The following is a 15,086-nucleotide window of genomic DNA, read 5'->3' as shown; positions in this document are numbered from 1 at the left end:
GCGCAGCGGTGACGCCGTGCCTCCCGCTGTGCGTGATACCACGGTACGGAGCCCTGCGACCGACGTGTTCGGGATGGCTCCCGGTGTTGAGGAGACGATGAGCATGCCGGCCACACCCGTCGGACCGCCCGCCGCCGCACCGCCGGATCCCTTCGCGGTGATCCGCACCCGTGGGTACGCGGTCCTGCTGGTCATGACGGCGCTGCTCGGGATCCCGATCTCCGCAGCCGCGTTCGGCTTCCTCGCGCTCGTGTCCGAGCTCCAGTCGCTGACCTACACCGACCTCCCCAGGGGCCTGGGATTCGACGGAACGCCGTCCTGGTGGCCGATCCCGCTGCTCGCGCTGGCCGGGCTGCTGGTGGCGCTGACCATCCGCTACCTGCCTGGGTCGGGTGGACACAAACCGGCCGAGGGCCTGGTCGCCAAGGGAGCGCCGTCGGCGGCGGAGCTGCCCGGTATCGCGCTCGCCGCGGTGGCGTCACTGGGAGCAGGCGCGGTGATCGGGCCGGAGGCGCCGCTCATCGCGCTCGGCGGCGGCTTGGCGGTGTTCGCCGTCCGGGCGGCGAAGCGCGACCTTCAGCCGAACGCGAGTGCCGTGCTGGGGGCCGCGGGGAGCTTCGCGGCCGTCAGCACGCTGCTGGGCTCGCCGCTGCTCGGAGCGTTCCTCCTGATGGAGGCGGCCGGCATCGGAGGCGCCATGATGGGGATCATCCTGGCGCCGGGCCTCCTCGCGGCCGGCATCGGCGCACTGATCTTCACCGGCCTGGATTCGTGGACCGGCCTGGGCACGTACTCGCTGGTCCTCGGCCAGGTGCCGCAGGCCGACCGCCCCGACATCGCCGGCTTCGGCTGGGCCCTCGCCATCGGCGTCGCCTCGGCCGTCCTCGGCGCAGGGATCCACCGGTCAGCTCTGTTCCTGCAGGCCCGGGTCGACCGGCGACGGGTGGTGGTCACCGTCCTGACCGGCGCGCTCGTGGGAGTGACCGCCCTGGTGTACGCCACGTGGACGGGCAACGGGGCATCCGAAGTGTTGTACTCCGGCCAGGACGCGCTCGGCCCCCTGCTGGCCGGTCAGGCCGGGTACACGGCCGGCACCCTGGTGGTCCTCGTGGTCTGCAAGGCCGTCGCCTACAGCCTCTCGCTCAGCAGTTTCCGCGGCGGCCCGGTCTTTCCGTCGATGTTCGTGGGAGGTGCCGGCGGACTGGCCCTTGCCCATCTACCCGGACTGGACGTGACATCCGGCTTCGCGATGGGCGTCGGGGCGATGTGCGTGGCGATGCTGAAACTGCCGATGACCGCGGTCCTGCTGGCCACCCTGCTGCTGGGAACGCAGGGCCTCACCGTCATGCCGCTCGTCATCGTCGCGGTCGTGGTCTCCTACGTCCTCTCGCTCCGACTCGCCCCCGCCCCCGTGACGGCATCGGAACCGCCGCCGGCGTCCCCATGAGGAACCGTCCGCAGCGCTTGGATGCAGCTCTCCGGCGATGCCGAAGCGGTGGGGGCGCGGGGTGCACCGTGGCGGTGCCGCCGATGTCGGGGCGCTGTGGCACGAGGGATGTCGCTGGGGGTTCCACGGGGAGCCGGTCCGGTCACTCGTCGGGCGCGGCGGCCTGCTGCGCCGTCGGCACGACCGGGTTTGTCTGTCTGTGGTGGGCGGGGTGATGCCCCGCGGCTGCCCGGCGGTAGCTGGAGTGCGGTTCGGCGCTACGGCCCGTCCGGGTCGGCGCACCGGAAGCCGATGTTGCCGGTGGAGGAGTCGGGGGTGTTGCCCATGCGGGCGCTGACGCGGTAGCGGCGGCAGTAGGAGGCGTGGCAGAGGTAGGACCCGCCGCGCAGGGCGCGGGCGGTGCCGGTGGGCGGGCCGGTCGGGTCGGTTCGGGGTCCGGTGGTGTGCCAGGTGGGGTGGAACCGGTCAGCGGTCCACTCCCACACGTTCCCGGTCATGTTGTACAGGCCGTAGGCGTTGGGTTCGAAGGCGTCGACGGGACAGGTGCCCGGGTGGCCGTCCTCGCGGGTGTTGTGGTGGGGGAAGGTGCCGTTCCAGACGTTCATCCGGTGCCGGTCACCTGGGGTCAGGTCGTCACCCCAGGGGAAGGGCATCTGCTCCAGGCCGCCGCGTGCGGCGTACTCCCACTGGGCCTCGGTGGGGAGCCGGCGTCCGGCCCAGGCGCAGTACGCGGCCGCGTCGTGCCAGGAGACGTGGACCACCGGGTGGTTCTCACGGTCGGTCAGGTCGGAGTGGGGGCCCTCCGGGTGGCGCCAGTCGGCGCCGGGGACCTCGCGCCACCACGGGGCCGCCGCGACACCGCGGGTGGGCGGGAAGTCATCGGGGAGCAGCCCGCCGAACACGAACGAGACCCGGTGGCGTTCGGCCTCGGTGATGTGGCCGGTGGCCTCGACGAAGACCCGGAACCGGGCGTTGCTGACGCAATGGGGGTCGATGGCGAACGGGCTGACCCGGACTTGGCGGACCGGGCCTTCTCCGTCGCCGGGGTAGGCGAGGGCGTCGGTGCTGCCCATGCGGAAGATGCCACCCGGCAGGCGGACGGCCGTGCCGGGGAGGTGCACGGGCTCCGTTGCCGGGTTCCGGTGTGCCAGGACGTCCGGGGCGCAGGCCGTCCGGCCCGGTCGGCCGGGCGCGCAGCAGGCGGGTCGCTCGTCTGTCATGCCGGTGCTCGGCCTTCCTCGGTCGGTGCCCGTCGCCACGTCGGCCGTGCCGGGGAGGTGATCCGACCGCGGAGGTCCGAGGGATCGCCCGGGCGCGCTGCGGGGTCATTCTCCACCGGTGGGCACCGCATCCGGCGGCTCCTCCCGTCCGCCACGCCGGGGTGTGTCGTCGCCGGTTCCGGCGGCCCCGCCGGGTGGTCCGCGCTGCCCGTGTGACGGTGCTCTGCGAGTCGCCTTGCTGCGGGCCGCGGCGACGCGCACGGTAGGAAGCGCCACCTGGCATTCCGCGGGGATCCGTCGGCGTCACCGCACCCTCGGGGGCCGGACGGCCCGTCCGTACGACCGTCGCAGAGAGAAAGGGCCCCTGATGGCCGATGTGCAGCGCCAGATCCTTCCCGTTCCCGACCTGCCCCGGCCCGGGCCGGTCACCTACGATGCGAAGGACCCCGACACGGCGTTCCCGCCCATCGAGGTGCTGCTGCCGCCAGAGGGCGCGCCGAACGTTCTGGTGATCATGTTGGACGACGTCGGCTTCGGTGCTCCGAGCGCGTTCGGCGGGCCGTGCGAGACGCCGGTCTTCGACCGGCTGGCCGCCGGGGGCCTCAGGTTCACCCGCTTCCACACCACCGCACTGTGCTCACCCACGCGGCAGGCCCTGCTGACCGGGCGCAACCACCACTCGGTCGGCATGGGGGGCATCACGGAGATGGCCACCTCCGCTCCCGGGTACAGCTCCGTGCGGCCCAACACCAAGGCCCCGATCGCGGAGATCCTGCGCCTCAACGGCTATTCGACGGCGCAGTTCGGCAAGTGCCACGAGGTGCCGGTCTGGCAGACCGGCCCGGCCGGGCCGTTCGACGCGTGGCCCTCCGGCGGCGGCGGCTTCGAGCACTTCTACGGCTTCATCGGTGGCGAGACCAACCAGTACAGTCCCGCCCTGTTCGAGGGCACCACCCCGGTGGAGCCGGCGAAGACCCCGGAGGAGGGCTACCACCTCACCGAGGACCTCACCGATCGGGCCATCGCCTGGGTGCGCCAGCAGAAGAGCCTGATGTCCGACCGGCCGTTCTTCTGCTACTTCGCGCCCGGGGCGACCCACGCGCCGCACCACGTGCCGAAGGCGTGGGCCGACCGCTACCGCGGCCGCTTCGACCAGGGCTGGGACGCCGTCCGCGAGGAGACCCTGGCCCGCCAGCGGGACCTCGGGGTCGTCCCGCAGGACGCGGAACTGACGGTCCGGCACGAGGAGATCCCGGCCTGGGAGGAGGTCGCTCCCGAGCTGCGGCCCGTCCTCGCCCGCCAGATGGAGGTCTACGCCGGCTTCCTGACCCACACCGACCACCACGTCGGCCGCCTGGTCGACGCGATCGAGGAGCTCGGCATCCTCGACGACACGCTGGTGTACGTCATCACCGGCGACAACGGTGCCTCCGGTGAGGGCGGATTGCGCGGCACCTTCAACGAGATGCTCGCCTTCAACGCCCTGGCCGACGTCGAGACGCCGGAGTACCTGGCGGAGCGGATCGACAAGTTCGGCACCCCGGAGGCCTACAACCACTACGCTGTCGGCTGGGCACACGCCATGGACACCCCGTACCAGTGGACCAAGCAAGTGGCCTCGCACTGGGGTGGCACCCGCAACGGCACGATCGTGCACTGGCCGCGCGGCATCACCTCCGCCGGCGGGACGCGCCACCAGTTCTCCCACGTGATCGACGTCGCCCCCACGATCCTGGAGGCCACCGGCATCCCGGAACCGACCATGGTCAACGGTGTCCAGCAGTCGCTGATGGAGGGCACCTCGATGCTCTACACCTTCAACGACGCCGACGCCCCCGAGCGGCACGACCACCAGTACTTCGAGATGCTGGGCAACCGGGGCATCTACCACCGGGGCTGGTCCGCCGTCACCAAGCACCGCACCCCCTGGGTCCTGGGCCCGGGACAGAACCTGCTCTTCGACGACGACGTGTGGGAGCTCTACGACGGCTCCACCGACTGGACCCAGGCGCATGACCTGGCCGCACGGATGCCGGACAAGCTCCGCCACCTGCAGCGCCTGTGGCTCATCGAGGCCGCCCGCTACAACGTGCTCCCGATGGACGACCGGGTCGTCGAGCGGATGAACTCCGACCTCGCCGGACGTCCCGAACTGGTCACGGGCCGCTCCCAGGTCCTGTACCCCGGGATGGGCCGCCTCAGTGAGAACAGCCTGATCAACGTCAAGAACAAGTCCTTCTCCATCACCGCGAAGCTCACCTGCCCCGACGACCGGGCCGGCGGCGTCGTCCTCTGCCAGGGCGGCAGCTTCGGCGGCTGGAGCCTCTACACCAAGCAGGGCCGCGCCCGCTTCGCCTACAACCTCTGCGGGCTGGACCTCACCGTGGTGGAGGCGGACCGGCCGATCCCCGCCGGCGACCACCAGGTCCGGATGGACTTCGCCTACGACGGCGGCGGCCTCGGCAAGGGCGGCACCGTCACGCTGGCCTACGACGGCGAGCAGGTCGGCGAAGGCCGGGTCGAACGCACCCTCGCCTTCCTGTTCTCCGCCGACGAGACCGCCGACGTCGGCCAGGACGCCGGCACCCCCGTGGCACCGGACTACGACAGCCCGAACGGTGCCTTCACCGGCGACATCCACTGGGTCCAGATCGACACCGAACCCGGTGACCCCGGCCACCTGATCCAGCCCGAGGAACGGCTCCGCATCGCCATGGCACGCCAGTGACGCCGTAGCCCCGCCCGATGAGGTGGCCGTGCGCGTCCATCGATCGCCGCAACCGCGCCGCCCGGACCGTCGGATCATCATGATCGTCCGACACCTCGCGCAGCAGCCCCTGGGCGCAGCCGGCAGGCATTGCTTGCCAGGGGCGTCTTCGGGGCTGTCTGTTACGGTGGTTCGGTAGTGACGCGCGAAAACACGGTTCCCGGTATTGGTTAGTCCGGGCGGGGCTTGCGCTCTCAGCACACCGGCTTGCCGGTAGTGCCCGGTGCGTCTCTTTCTCTCGTGATCTTTCTGAGAAAGGGACCTCTGTGTCTGACTTTCCCGTGGACGGCGTCGCCGTCCGCACCCCGGTTCCCGCCGCTGGTCGGCCGGCCGAGCAGGCCTCCCGTGCACCGTACCGGTGGCGCTGGGTGGCGCTCTGGGTGCTGCTCGCCGCCGAGGCGATGGACATGCTGGACGCGTTGATCGCCAATGTCGCGGCACCTTCGATCCGGGCCGACCTGGGCGGCGGCGCTGCCACGATGCAGTGGCTGGGAGCCGCTTACGCGCTGGCGATGGCGGTGGGCCTGATCACCGGCGGACGTCTCGGTGACATCGTGGGCCGCAAGCGGATGTTCCTGGTCGGCGCGCTCGGCTTCACCGCTGCCTCGCTGCTCTGTGCGGTGTCCTGGTCGCCGGGGATGCTGGTCGGCGCGCGCGGACTGCAGGGCCTGTTCGGTGCGGTGATGATCCCTCAGGGCCTGGGCATCATCAAGGAGATGTTCGACGGGCCGGAGGTCGGGCGGGCGTTCGGGCTGTTCGGCCCGGTGATGGCCGTGTCGACGGTGGGCGGCCCGGTGCTGGCCGGCGCTCTGGTCGATGCCGACTTCTTCGGCTCCGGCTGGCGCATGATCTTCCTGGTCAACCTGCCGCTGGGCCTGCTCGCCCTGCTGGGCGGCTGGAAGTTCCTGCCGGAGTCCCGCTCCGCGCGGCGGCCCCGGCTCGACCTCGCGGGCGCCGCTCTGGCCTCATCGGCCGCGTTGTTGCTGGTGCTGCCGTTGGTTCAGGGCCGTGAACTCGGCTGGCCGGCTTGGACGTTCGTGTCGATGGCGGCCGGGATCGGGCTGTTCGCGGTCTTCGGCCGGTACGAGCTGCGGGTGGCCCGGGCGGGCGGCGATCCGCTCGTGGTGCCGGGCCTGTTCCGCAAGCGGGCCTTCTCCGCAGGGCTGGTGACCGGTGCGGTGTTCTTCGCATCGGTGGCCGGCTTCTCGCTGGTGCTCAGCCTGTTCCTGCAGTCCGGCCTCGGCCTCACGCCGCTGAAGGCCAGCCTGGCGAGCCTGCCCTGGTCGCTGGGGATGGTGCTCGGCTTCGCCGCGATCCAGGTCGCCGAGCGGTTCGGCATCCTTGAGCGGCTCGGGCGCCGGGTCATCCAGACCGGTCTCGTGGTCATGGCCCTGGGCCTGGCCACCCTCGCCGTCACCCTGAACACGGTCGGCATGGGTGTGACGCCGTGGCAGCTCGCCCCGGCACTGGTCCTCGCGGGCCTGGGCATGGGCCTGGTCATGGGACCGTTCTTCGACACCGTGCTCGGCGCCGTCGAACCGCACGAGAGCGGCTCGGCCTCCGGGACCATCACCGCCGTCCAGCAGCTCGGCAGCGCACTGGGCGTCGCGATCCTGGGCACCGCCTTCTTCGGCACGCTCGACGGCCGGATCGACGGTGCCGTCGACCAGGTCACCGGCTACAGCGCGACCCTCCAGACCACGCTGTGGGCCGGGACCGGCCTGCTCGCGGCAGCCCTCGCCGCCTCGTTCCTGCTGCCCCGCCCGGACCGCGCACCGGAACACTGAGCGCCGGGCAACGGGCAGCAGCGGCGGGGACACGGGGGGCCGGCCCCGTAGGCTCCGGTGCCCTCCACCCCCACCAGTACCAGGGTGTCGAATTGAACCGGTCAGGGCGGCAGCCACCGGTCCGGCGGGCGGACAGGACAGTGATGGGGCCTCTGGCCAGGCTCTTATGAAGTCACGCAGGCCGGGCCGGTGGATGCACACGAACGCCTCCCGGGCGGAGCTGACACATGCCGTTGAGGACCCTGGGTCAGTCAGAGAGTGGGTCAGACCCCGCCGGGGAGACGCTCATGAACATCCTCACTGTCAGACGGCGTTGCGGCGTTGCTCTGCTGTGCGGTGCTCTGCCCGTGCCACCACTGCCGATGCGCTCCAGTGGCCGATAAGGGCTGGCGATCAGCTGACTCTCGCCCACGCCCCCGGCGCGTCACTTCGTGGCTGCGCACTGTCGGCTCCGCCTGAGTCGTCCCACTGGTGCCGGCCGGACCCTCGGACGTTTCCGCATCAGGGTCGGCAGCTGCCGCTTCCGCTTCGGCTTTGGTAGGAGATCAGTACCATTTCGGCGTGCATGCCCAGCGATCGTGGGCGTCCATGTACTCCTTGACACAGGCACGATAGGACTTGCTGGTGCCCACCATCGGGGAGTAAGCGGGGTAGCTCGGCGACGCGTTGATCACGTACGGATCGTGGCCCTGGATGTCGAGCTTCGCCTTCCAATCGTCGGTTGCGGTGGTGCTGAAGCGGATCCACGCCGCACTGCACGTTCTCGAACGACGCAACTCCACGGTCGGTCCACCACTGGTTGCGCGGACCGTCGTCAGCGTTTCCGCATCTGTGTCACACCCCTCGACCTTGGGGTTCTTACCGGTGCAGGCGTCGCTGGTGCAGTGGCGGGCGACGACGGCCGAGGCAACGGGATCCATGGGGGTGACGAGGGTCGTTGCACCAAAGGTGAGCAGGCCTGCGATCAGAACGGCCGAGCGACGAGCCATAGGTGATCCTCCCAGTGGTAGACGGGTGGAACCTTGATAGCGCAAGGGCGGATTGTGCAGGAACCATGTGCACCGACAATCCCCCGATGGGGTGAAAACAGCGGGGCGGTTACCAATCGGGTCGCTCGCGGACGCGACCGGAGCTCCTGGTGGATGGACGTCGTTCGTCGGGTCAGGCACGAAGGAGCAGTCGTTCTCCGGAAGACCACGATCGCGACCTTGACCCGTAGGGCAGGGCGATCACCTTCGGGGCGGTTGAGGATTGAAGCGAGCGCTGTGTATCTGCTTGGCTGCGCCCGCAGGTCAGGTAGGGTGCCAGAGTGTTCCGCTGGCCTGGGCCGGCGACCACGGCTTCAAGGTGACCAACAACAGCTACTACACCGACCCGTGGCAGTTCAACTGCCCGGACAACGTCGACCAGGCGGCCATCATCGAGGGCGTCAAGCGCGCCCAGGAGTACGCCGAGAACAAGGGCTCGCTGCAGGTGGCGGCGGCCGGCAACTCGAACTACGACCTCGCCAACAAGACGACCGACAGCGAGAGCCCGAACGACTCGACCCCGGTCACCCGGACGATCACCAACGCCTGCCTGGACATCCCGACCGAGCTGCCGGGCGTGGTGACCGTCGCCGCGATGGGCAGCGGCAGCGTGAAGGCCTCGTACTCCAACTTCGGCAAGGGCGTCATCGACGTCGCCGCGCCCGGCGGCGACGGCTCCAACGGCGCGTACTCGACCCTGCCCGGCGGCAAGTACGGCACCAAGAGCGGCACTTCGATGGCCTCCCCGCACGTCACGGGCGTGGCCGCGCTGCTCGTGAGCGCCGGCCCGACGCTCACCCCGGCCGGCATCCGGGCCCGGCTGGCCACCCAGGCCGGCGACGTGGCCTGCCCCGCCTCGGACGCTCGCTGCACCGGCACCACCGCGAACAACGCGTTCTTCGGCGAGGGCCAGGTCGACGCGCTGAAGGCGGTCAACGGCACCACCACGCCGCCGGCCGGCAAGTACTTCGAGAACCTGACCGGCGCGGCGATCGCCGACAACGCCACGGTGGAGAGCCCGATCGCCGTCACCGGCGTCACCGGCAACGCCCCGGCGACGCTGAAGGTCGGCGTGGACATCAAGCACACCTACTGCGGTGACCTGGTGATCTCGCTGGTCGCCCCGGACGGCACGGTCTACCTTCTGGAGGACTTCGCCAACGGCGACAGCGCCGACAACGTCGCCAAGACGTACACCGTGAACGCCTCCGCGAGCGCGGCCAACGGCACCTGGAAGCTCCGGGTGAAGGACGGCGCCTCCGGCGACACCGGCACGATCGACGCCTGGAACCTCACCTTCTAGCCGTGCCGCACCGACGACCGGTGCTCCGCCGCCCACCGGGGGGCGGAGCACCGGTCGTCGCGGTGGCGGGGCCGGGAAACCGCTGCCCCGACGGCGCGTCGGCGCCGGTCCGGGCGGTGTCGGTCACGGGAGGGTCAGCTCTCCTGTGCGGGCTCGGCGTCGATCTCGGCGATCAGGCCCTCGATGAGGCCCTTGATCTCGTCGCGGATGGGGCGGACGGCCTCGACGCCCTGGCCGGCCGGGTCGTCCAGCTTCCAGTCGAGGTACGTCTTGCCGGGGAAGTACGGGCAGGCGTCGCCGCAGCCCATGGTGATGACGTAGTCGGACGCCTGGACGGCCTCGGTGGTGAGGATCTTCGGGGTCTGGTCGGAGATGTCGATGCCCAACTCGGCCATCGCCGCGGCGGCGGCGGGGTTGACCTGGTCGCCGGGGACGGATCCGGCGGAGCGGACCTCGACGCGGTCTCCCGCGAGGTGGCGCAGGAAGCCGGCGGCCATCTGCGAGCGGCCGGCGTTGTGGATGCAGACGAACAGCACGGAGGCGGCGGGAGCTGGCATCGTGTCGGGTTCCTTCGGTCGGTGCGGGCTCGGATCCGGCGCCGGCGGCGGGTGGTCGGTCATCCGGGCGTCCGGTCCTTCGGGGCTGGGGGCAGCTCCCGGCCGGAGGCCGGGGAGGGGCGCGGTGAAGAAGACGCGCAGGCGCCCTGGTGGCGGCCGGGAGGACGGGGGCTCGCTTCGCGGGCCCGGCACGGGTAACGTATCAGCCCATGGTGACATCAGTCGACAGTGATGTGTTGAAGGCTCTGGCCGACCCGCTCCGGATGCAGATCATCGCGCTCCTCGCCGAGGAGGCGCTGTGCACGACGCATCTGGTCGAGGAGACCGGTGCCCGGCAGACCAACCTGTCGAACCACCTGAAGATCCTGCGCGACGCCGGGTTGGTCGACACCGAGCCCTGTGGGCGCTTCACGTACTACAAAGTCCGCGCCGACGCCTTGGGGGCCGTCGCCGCGGAGTTCGCCGGGCTGGCCGCCACCGCCCGTGACGCCGCCGCGGAAGGCCGCAAGCGGTCCTGCTGAACCACCCCGATCCACCCCGATCCACCCCCCGGCGGCCGTCCCGCCCCGTACGAGGAGTACCCGTTGAGCGCCATGGTCGAGGCCGGATCCTACGCTGAGGCCGAGCCTCCCCCGGTCTCCGACCGGAGGTTCCCCCCTGCCGTCGAGCCGCCGGCGATCCCGCTGCTGAATCGGGTGGCGGCCGAGCTGGTGGGCACCGCGGCCCTGGTCGCGGTCGTCGTCGGCTCCGGCGTCCAGGCCACCGGGCTCAGCCGGGACGTCGGCGTGCAGCTGCTGGCCAACTCGCTGGCCACCGTCTTCGGCCTGGGCGTGCTGATCCTGCTGCTCGGCCCGGTCTCCGGCGCGCACTTCAACCCGGTGGTGACGCTGGCCGAGTGGTGGACCGGCCGCAAGGACCCGAAGGGCCTGGGTCCGCGCGAGGTCGCCGCCTACATCCCGGCGCAGATCGTCGGCGCGATCGGCGGGGCGATCCTGGCGGACGCGATGTTCGGCCGGGCATGGGTGAAGTGGTCGACGCACGACCGCTCGGCCGGGCACCTGTTGCTCGGTGAAGTCGTCGCCACCGCAGGCCTGGTGATGCTGATCTTCGGCCTCGCGAAGACCGGCCACCTGCGGTTCGCACCCGCCGCGGTCGCCTCCTACATCGGCGCCGCGTACTGGTTCACCTCCTCCACCTCCTTCGCCAACCCGGCGGTGACGATCGGACGGGCGTTCACCGACACGTTCGCCGGTATCGCCCCGAGCTCCGTTCCGGGCTTCATCGGCATGCAGCTGGTCGGCGGCGCGGTGGGCCTGCTGCTGGTCGCCCTGATCTTCGACCGGCGCCGCCGGGCCGCTGCGGCCACGTAGCCGCACCTCTGCCGCGGCGCGGCGGCCCCGCTCCGGAAGGGGTGGGGCCGTCGCCGTGCGGCGGGCGGATCAGGTGATGGCGGGGCTGCGGCGTTCGATCAGCAGGACGTCGCGCCAGGTGCCGTGATGGCGGGCGACACGCTCGCGGGTGCCGACCACCCGGAACCCGGCTCCGGCGTGGAGGGCGAGGCTGGCGGTGTTCTCCGGGAACACCCCGGACTGGATGGTCCAGATGCCGGCCGCTTCGGTGGAGGCGATCAGTGCCTCCAGCAGGGCGCCGGCGACACCGAAGCCGCGGAACCCGGGGTGAACGTAGACGGAGTGCTCGACCACCCCCGCGTACGCGGGCCGGGCGGAGACCGCGCTCACGGCGGCCCAGCCCAGCACCTCGCCGGCCGGGCCCAGCGCGACGTGCCGGTGCTCGGGCAGCCCGGGCCGCGTCGAAGACGTCCCACGCGGGAGCGGTGGTCTCGAAGGTGGCGTTGCCCTCCTCGATGCCCGCCCGGTAGATCGCGAGGACCTGCTCGGCGTGCTCGGGCCCCATCGGGGCGAGCGTGACGACGGCGTGCGGCACCGCGTGCTCCTTCGGCCGGCGGGTCAGCGGTTCAGGTCGAGGAGGGCGGCCATGCCGGCCACCACGGACGGTGCGACCTTGTAGTAGACCCAGGTGCCCCGGCGTTCGCTGGTCAGCAGCCCGGCCTCGCGGAGCTTCTTCAGGTGGTGGGAGACGGTCGGCTGGGAGACGCCGACGTCCTGGATGTCGCACACGCACGCCTCGCCGCCCGGATGCGAGGCGATCTTCGAGAAGAGCCGCAGCCGGACCGGGTCGGACAGCGCCTTGAACATCGCCGCCATCCGCACCGCGTCCTGTTCGGGCAGCTCGGCCGAGGTGATCGGCGGGCAGCACGGCACGGCTTCGGGCGTCAGGACCGCCGGCTCCGGATTCGACATGCGTCTACATTGACATCCATCGATCCAGGGTGCAAGGTCGGGAGCGTCATTACATCGACGTTTGTCGAATCAAGTGGGGTGGCGGTCACCGCCGACCCGCTCGTCGCGAAGGGGACCACCGCCATGTCCGAAGGCTCCGACCTGCCCGTCCTCGTCATCGGTGCCGGCCCGATCGGGCTCGCCGCCGCCGCCCACCTCACCGAACGCGGCCTGCCCGCCCTGGTCGTCGAAGCTGGTCCGGCGGCCGGCGCCGCGGTGCGCGAGTGGGGCCACGTGCGGCTGTTCTCCACCTGGGCCGAGCTCGTCGACCCCGCCGCGGAGAAGATCCTCGCCCGCACGGGCTGGACCCGCCCCGAGCCCACCTCCTACCCGTCGGGCGCCGACTGGGTGGAGCTGTACCTGCGGCCGCTCGCCGACGCCCTGGGCGACAAGGTCCGCTACGACACGACGGTGACCGGCGTCGCCCGGGCCGGACGCGACCGCGTCGTCGACTCCGGCCGCGAGGACCAGCCCTTCACCGTCCACGCCACCCGCGCCGACGGCACCGAGGAGCGGATCACCGCCGCCGCGGTCATCGACGCCTCCGGCGCCTGGTCCACCCCCGGCCCCCTCGGCGCCGACGGCCTGCCGGCCATCGGCGAGAAGGCCCACGCCGCCCGCGTCTCCTACCGCGTGCCCGATCTGAAGGACCCTGCGGTCCGTGCCCGGTACGCGGGCAAGCGCACCGCTGTCGTCGGCTCCGGCGCCTCCGCCTTCACCGCGCTGGCCGCACTCGCCGACCTCGCCGAGCAGGAGTCCGGCACCCACGCCGTGTGGGTTCTGCGCCGTGGCATCACCGGCTCGACCTTCGGCGGCGGCGGCGCCGACCAGCTCCCCGCCCGCGGCGCCCTCGGGCTCGCCGCGAAGGCGGCGGTCGACAACGGTCACGCAAGCGCCGTCACCGGCTTCCGCACCGCCGCCCTGGAGCAGGCCGCCGACGGCAGGCTCGCCCTCGTCGCCGAGGAGGGCCGCCGGGTCGAGGGCCTGGACGAGGTCATCGTCCTGACCGGCCTCCGCCCGGACCTGTCCTTCCTGGCCGAGCTGCGGCTCGGCCTGGACGAGCGCCTCCAGGCCCCGGCCGCGCTCGCACCGCTGATCGACCCCAATCAGCACTCCTGCGGCACCGTCTACCCGCACGGCGTCAACGAGCTGTCCCACCCCGAGCGGGGCGTCCACCTGGTCGGCATGAAGTCCTACGGCCGCGCCCCGACCTTCCTCGCCATGACCGGCTACGAGCAGGTCCGCTCCATCGCCGCTCACCTCGCCGGCGACCAGGAGGCCGCCGAGCGCGTCGAACTCACACTGCCCGAGACCGGGGTCTGCGGCGGCGCCGGCCTCTTCGACGACCCGGCCGCCGCACGGGACGCCGACGGGTGCTGCGGGGCTCCGGTCGCTGCCCCCGTCCCGGTGGCGATCGGCATCGGCGCCCCGATCGAGGAGGTCACGGCCTCCGGGGGCTGCTGCTGAACGGGAACCGCGAAGGGCCGCGACCGGTCGTCCGGTCGCGGCCCAGGTCCGGGCGTCGGTCGGGCGGCCGGGGCAGCCGTGCCGTGTCCCTGCCGGCGACTACGCCGACGTGGAGGCCGGGCGATCCTCGCGGATCAGGGCGTCGCGCCCCGGTATACCCCCTCGGGTATGCTCGTCAGTGAGGTTCCACTAGGGAGGTGGCTGGTATGCAGGTCGACGATGATGCGGTCGGCGCGGTTCTGAACCGGTTGCGCCGGGCGCAGGGGCAGCTCGCCGGGGTGATCGCGATGATCGAGGCGGGGCGCGAGTGCAAGGACGTGGTGACCCAGCTGGCCGCGGTCTCCCGGGCTCTGGATCGGGCCGGATTCAAGATCGTGGCCAGCGGAATGCGCCAGTGCATGGCGACCGCCGACGGCGACGCACCACCGATGACCGAAGCCGAACTCGAAAAGCTCTTCCTCGCTCTGGCCTGACCGTCCCCTGCCGGGGCGGGTCAGGTGTTGCTGATCTGCGTCTCGGGGGACCGGGCCCGGTCGCCGCCGAGATCCTCGGGCGCCACGGCTTCGACACCGTCTCGGTGGCGGGCGGCGCGGTCGGACGGGAACGCGCCGGCCACGCACCTGAGCGTGGCGCGCCCCGTCATCGACCGCACGACCCCGGGCGGCAGCACCCGTCCGCCCGTCCCTTCGACCATGGGAGACGACATGGACTACGGCATCACCATCACCCTCGACATCCCTTTTGCCGAGACGGTCGAGCGCGTACGCGCCGCCCTCGCCGAGCAGGGCTTCGGCATCCTGACCGAGATCGACGTGCAGGCCACCATGCGGGCCAAGCTCGGCGAGGAGACGGAGGACTACCTCATCCTCGGCGCCTGCAACCCGCCGCTGGCGCACCGCGCGCTCGGCGTGGACCGCCGGATCGGCCTGTTGCTGCCCTGCAACGTGGTGGTCCGCACCGCAGCGAACGGGACCGTGGTCGAGGCCATGGACCCGCAGCTCATGGTCCAGGTCACCGAGCGGCCCGAACTCGCCGCCGTGGCCGACGAGGCCGCCGATCGCCTGCGCAAGGCGCTGACGAGCCTGCAGGCCTGACGGCCACCGGCTCCGCCCAGCCGCCGAGCTGGGCTTCGCATGCCCTTTGCTATACC

General features: G+C 71.7%; 13 protein-coding genes and 2 pseudogenes. 9 read left to right on the top strand and 6 right to left on the bottom strand.

Annotated elements, in window-relative coordinates:
• Nucleotides 1–103: 103 nt before the first annotated feature.
• Nucleotides 104–1,447, top strand: coding sequence for a chloride channel protein (locus tag ACFVYI_RS21390; protein WP_387887855.1), 1,344 nt, complete (start codon nucleotides 104–106; stop codon nucleotides 1,445–1,447).
• Between the two features lie 257 nt (nucleotides 1,448–1,704).
• On the opposite strand, the gene ACFVYI_RS21385 is transcribed toward ACFVYI_RS21390, so the two are convergent.
• Nucleotides 1,705–2,667: a formylglycine-generating enzyme family protein gene (locus ACFVYI_RS21385; RefSeq protein ID WP_387887853.1), complete on the bottom strand. Its 963-nt coding sequence runs from the start codon at nucleotides 2,665–2,667 to the stop codon at nucleotides 1,705–1,707.
• A 367-nt stretch (nucleotides 2,668–3,034) separates the two neighbouring features.
• On the opposite strand from ACFVYI_RS21385, the gene ACFVYI_RS21380 reads away from it, so the two are divergent.
• Both ACFVYI_RS21380 and ACFVYI_RS21375 read left to right on the top strand, forming a co-directional pair.
• On the top strand, nucleotides 3,035–5,395 hold the full coding sequence (locus tag ACFVYI_RS21380) for an arylsulfatase (protein WP_387887850.1): 2,361 nt from the start codon (nucleotides 3,035–3,037) through the stop codon (nucleotides 5,393–5,395).
• A gap of 305 nt (nucleotides 5,396–5,700) precedes the next feature.
• A complete protein-coding gene (locus ACFVYI_RS21375; protein ID WP_387887847.1) occupies nucleotides 5,701–7,221 on the top strand; it encodes an MFS transporter in 1,521 nt (506 codons plus the stop codon).
• A gap of 545 nt (nucleotides 7,222–7,766) precedes the next feature.
• Here the strand turns inward: ACFVYI_RS21375 and ACFVYI_RS21370 are convergent.
• Nucleotides 7,767–8,210, bottom strand: coding sequence for a DUF2690 domain-containing protein (locus tag ACFVYI_RS21370; RefSeq protein WP_387887845.1), 444 nt, complete (start codon nucleotides 8,208–8,210; stop codon nucleotides 7,767–7,769).
• A gap of 334 nt (nucleotides 8,211–8,544) precedes the next feature.
• Between ACFVYI_RS21370 and ACFVYI_RS21365 the strand changes: the two are divergent.
• Nucleotides 8,545–9,552: pseudogene (locus ACFVYI_RS21365) on the top strand (S8 family serine peptidase); the annotation flags it as partial.
• 134 nt (nucleotides 9,553–9,686) lie between these two features.
• Here the strand turns inward: ACFVYI_RS21365 and ACFVYI_RS21360 are convergent.
• Nucleotides 9,687–10,109 carry an arsenate reductase ArsC gene (locus ACFVYI_RS21360; protein WP_387887842.1) on the bottom strand — a complete coding sequence of 141 codons (423 nt, stop codon included), beginning with the start codon at nucleotides 10,107–10,109 and terminating at the stop codon, nucleotides 9,687–9,689.
• A 209-nt stretch (nucleotides 10,110–10,318) separates the two neighbouring features.
• Between ACFVYI_RS21360 and ACFVYI_RS21355 the strand changes: the two genes are divergently transcribed.
• On the top strand, nucleotides 10,319–10,630 hold the full coding sequence (locus tag ACFVYI_RS21355; RefSeq protein WP_387887839.1) for an ArsR/SmtB family transcription factor: 312 nt from the start codon (nucleotides 10,319–10,321) through the stop codon (nucleotides 10,628–10,630).
• A 72-nt stretch (nucleotides 10,631–10,702) separates the two neighbouring features.
• On the top strand, nucleotides 10,703–11,479 hold the full coding sequence (locus tag ACFVYI_RS21350; RefSeq protein WP_387887945.1) for an aquaporin: 777 nt from the start codon (nucleotides 10,703–10,705) through the stop codon (nucleotides 11,477–11,479).
• Between the two features lie 69 nt (nucleotides 11,480–11,548).
• On the opposite strand, the pseudogene ACFVYI_RS21345 reads toward ACFVYI_RS21350, so the two are convergent.
• Nucleotides 11,549–12,023 (bottom strand): annotated as a pseudogene (locus ACFVYI_RS21345) (GNAT family N-acetyltransferase).
• 53 nt (nucleotides 12,024–12,076) lie between these two features.
• Complete coding sequence (locus ACFVYI_RS21340; RefSeq protein ID WP_387887836.1) at nucleotides 12,077–12,430, bottom strand: ArsR/SmtB family transcription factor; 354 nt, start codon at nucleotides 12,428–12,430, stop codon at nucleotides 12,077–12,079.
• 123 nt (nucleotides 12,431–12,553) lie between these two features.
• Here ACFVYI_RS21340 and ACFVYI_RS21335 point away from each other — a divergent pair, with 123 nt between their 5' ends.
• Both ACFVYI_RS21335 and ACFVYI_RS21330 read left to right on the top strand, forming a co-directional pair.
• Entirely contained in the window at nucleotides 12,554–13,936 is a 1,383-nt protein-coding gene (locus ACFVYI_RS21335; RefSeq protein ID WP_387887833.1) for an FAD-dependent oxidoreductase, read from the top strand.
• A gap of 206 nt (nucleotides 13,937–14,142) precedes the next feature.
• Entirely contained in the window at nucleotides 14,143–14,409 is a 267-nt protein-coding gene (locus ACFVYI_RS21330; protein WP_387887831.1) for a metal-sensitive transcriptional regulator, read from the top strand.
• A 20-nt stretch (nucleotides 14,410–14,429) separates the two neighbouring features.
• On the opposite strand, the gene ACFVYI_RS21325 is transcribed toward ACFVYI_RS21330, so the two are convergent.
• Nucleotides 14,430–14,552, bottom strand: a complete 123-nt coding sequence (locus ACFVYI_RS21325; protein WP_387887828.1) for a hypothetical protein — start codon at nucleotides 14,550–14,552, stop codon at nucleotides 14,430–14,432.
• 88 nt (nucleotides 14,553–14,640) lie between these two features.
• On the opposite strand from ACFVYI_RS21325, the gene ACFVYI_RS21320 reads away from it, so the two are divergent.
• Complete coding sequence (locus ACFVYI_RS21320) at nucleotides 14,641–15,030, top strand: DUF302 domain-containing protein (RefSeq protein WP_387887942.1); 390 nt, start codon at nucleotides 14,641–14,643, stop codon at nucleotides 15,028–15,030.
• Nucleotides 15,031–15,086: the final 56 nt, after the last annotated feature.

This window comes from Kitasatospora sp. NPDC058218 (genome assembly GCF_042882445.1).
Taxonomy (GTDB): Bacteria; Actinomycetota; Actinomycetes; order Streptomycetales; family Streptomycetaceae; genus Kitasatospora.
Note: the sequence above shows the minus strand (reverse complement) of the source record. Positions and strands in the feature narration are given on the sequence as shown.

Excerpts from the sequence above, each read along its gene's own strand:
- ACFVYI_RS21390 (WP_387887855.1), top strand. The coding sequence starts at position 104 with ATGCCGGCCACACCCGTCGGACCGCCCGCCGCCGCACCGCCGGATCCC.
- ACFVYI_RS21385 (WP_387887853.1), bottom strand. The coding sequence starts at position 2,667 with ATGACAGACGAGCGACCCGCCTGCTGCGCGCCCGGCCGACCGGGCCGG.
- ACFVYI_RS21380 (WP_387887850.1), top strand. The coding sequence starts at position 3,035 with ATGGCCGATGTGCAGCGCCAGATCCTTCCCGTTCCCGACCTGCCCCGG.
- ACFVYI_RS21370 (WP_387887845.1), bottom strand. The coding sequence starts at position 8,210 with ATGGCTCGTCGCTCGGCCGTTCTGATCGCAGGCCTGCTCACCTTTGGT.
- ACFVYI_RS21360 (WP_387887842.1), bottom strand. The coding sequence starts at position 10,109 with ATGCCAGCTCCCGCCGCCTCCGTGCTGTTCGTCTGCATCCACAACGCC.
- ACFVYI_RS21355 (WP_387887839.1), top strand. The coding sequence starts at position 10,319 with ATGGTGACATCAGTCGACAGTGATGTGTTGAAGGCTCTGGCCGACCCG.
- ACFVYI_RS21350 (WP_387887945.1), top strand. The coding sequence starts at position 10,703 with ATGGTCGAGGCCGGATCCTACGCTGAGGCCGAGCCTCCCCCGGTCTCC.
- ACFVYI_RS21340 (WP_387887836.1), bottom strand. The coding sequence starts at position 12,430 with ATGTCGAATCCGGAGCCGGCGGTCCTGACGCCCGAAGCCGTGCCGTGC.
- ACFVYI_RS21335 (WP_387887833.1), top strand. The coding sequence starts at position 12,554 with ATGTCCGAAGGCTCCGACCTGCCCGTCCTCGTCATCGGTGCCGGCCCG.
- ACFVYI_RS21330 (WP_387887831.1), top strand. The coding sequence starts at position 14,143 with ATGCAGGTCGACGATGATGCGGTCGGCGCGGTTCTGAACCGGTTGCGC.
- ACFVYI_RS21320 (WP_387887942.1), top strand. The coding sequence starts at position 14,641 with ATGGACTACGGCATCACCATCACCCTCGACATCCCTTTTGCCGAGACG.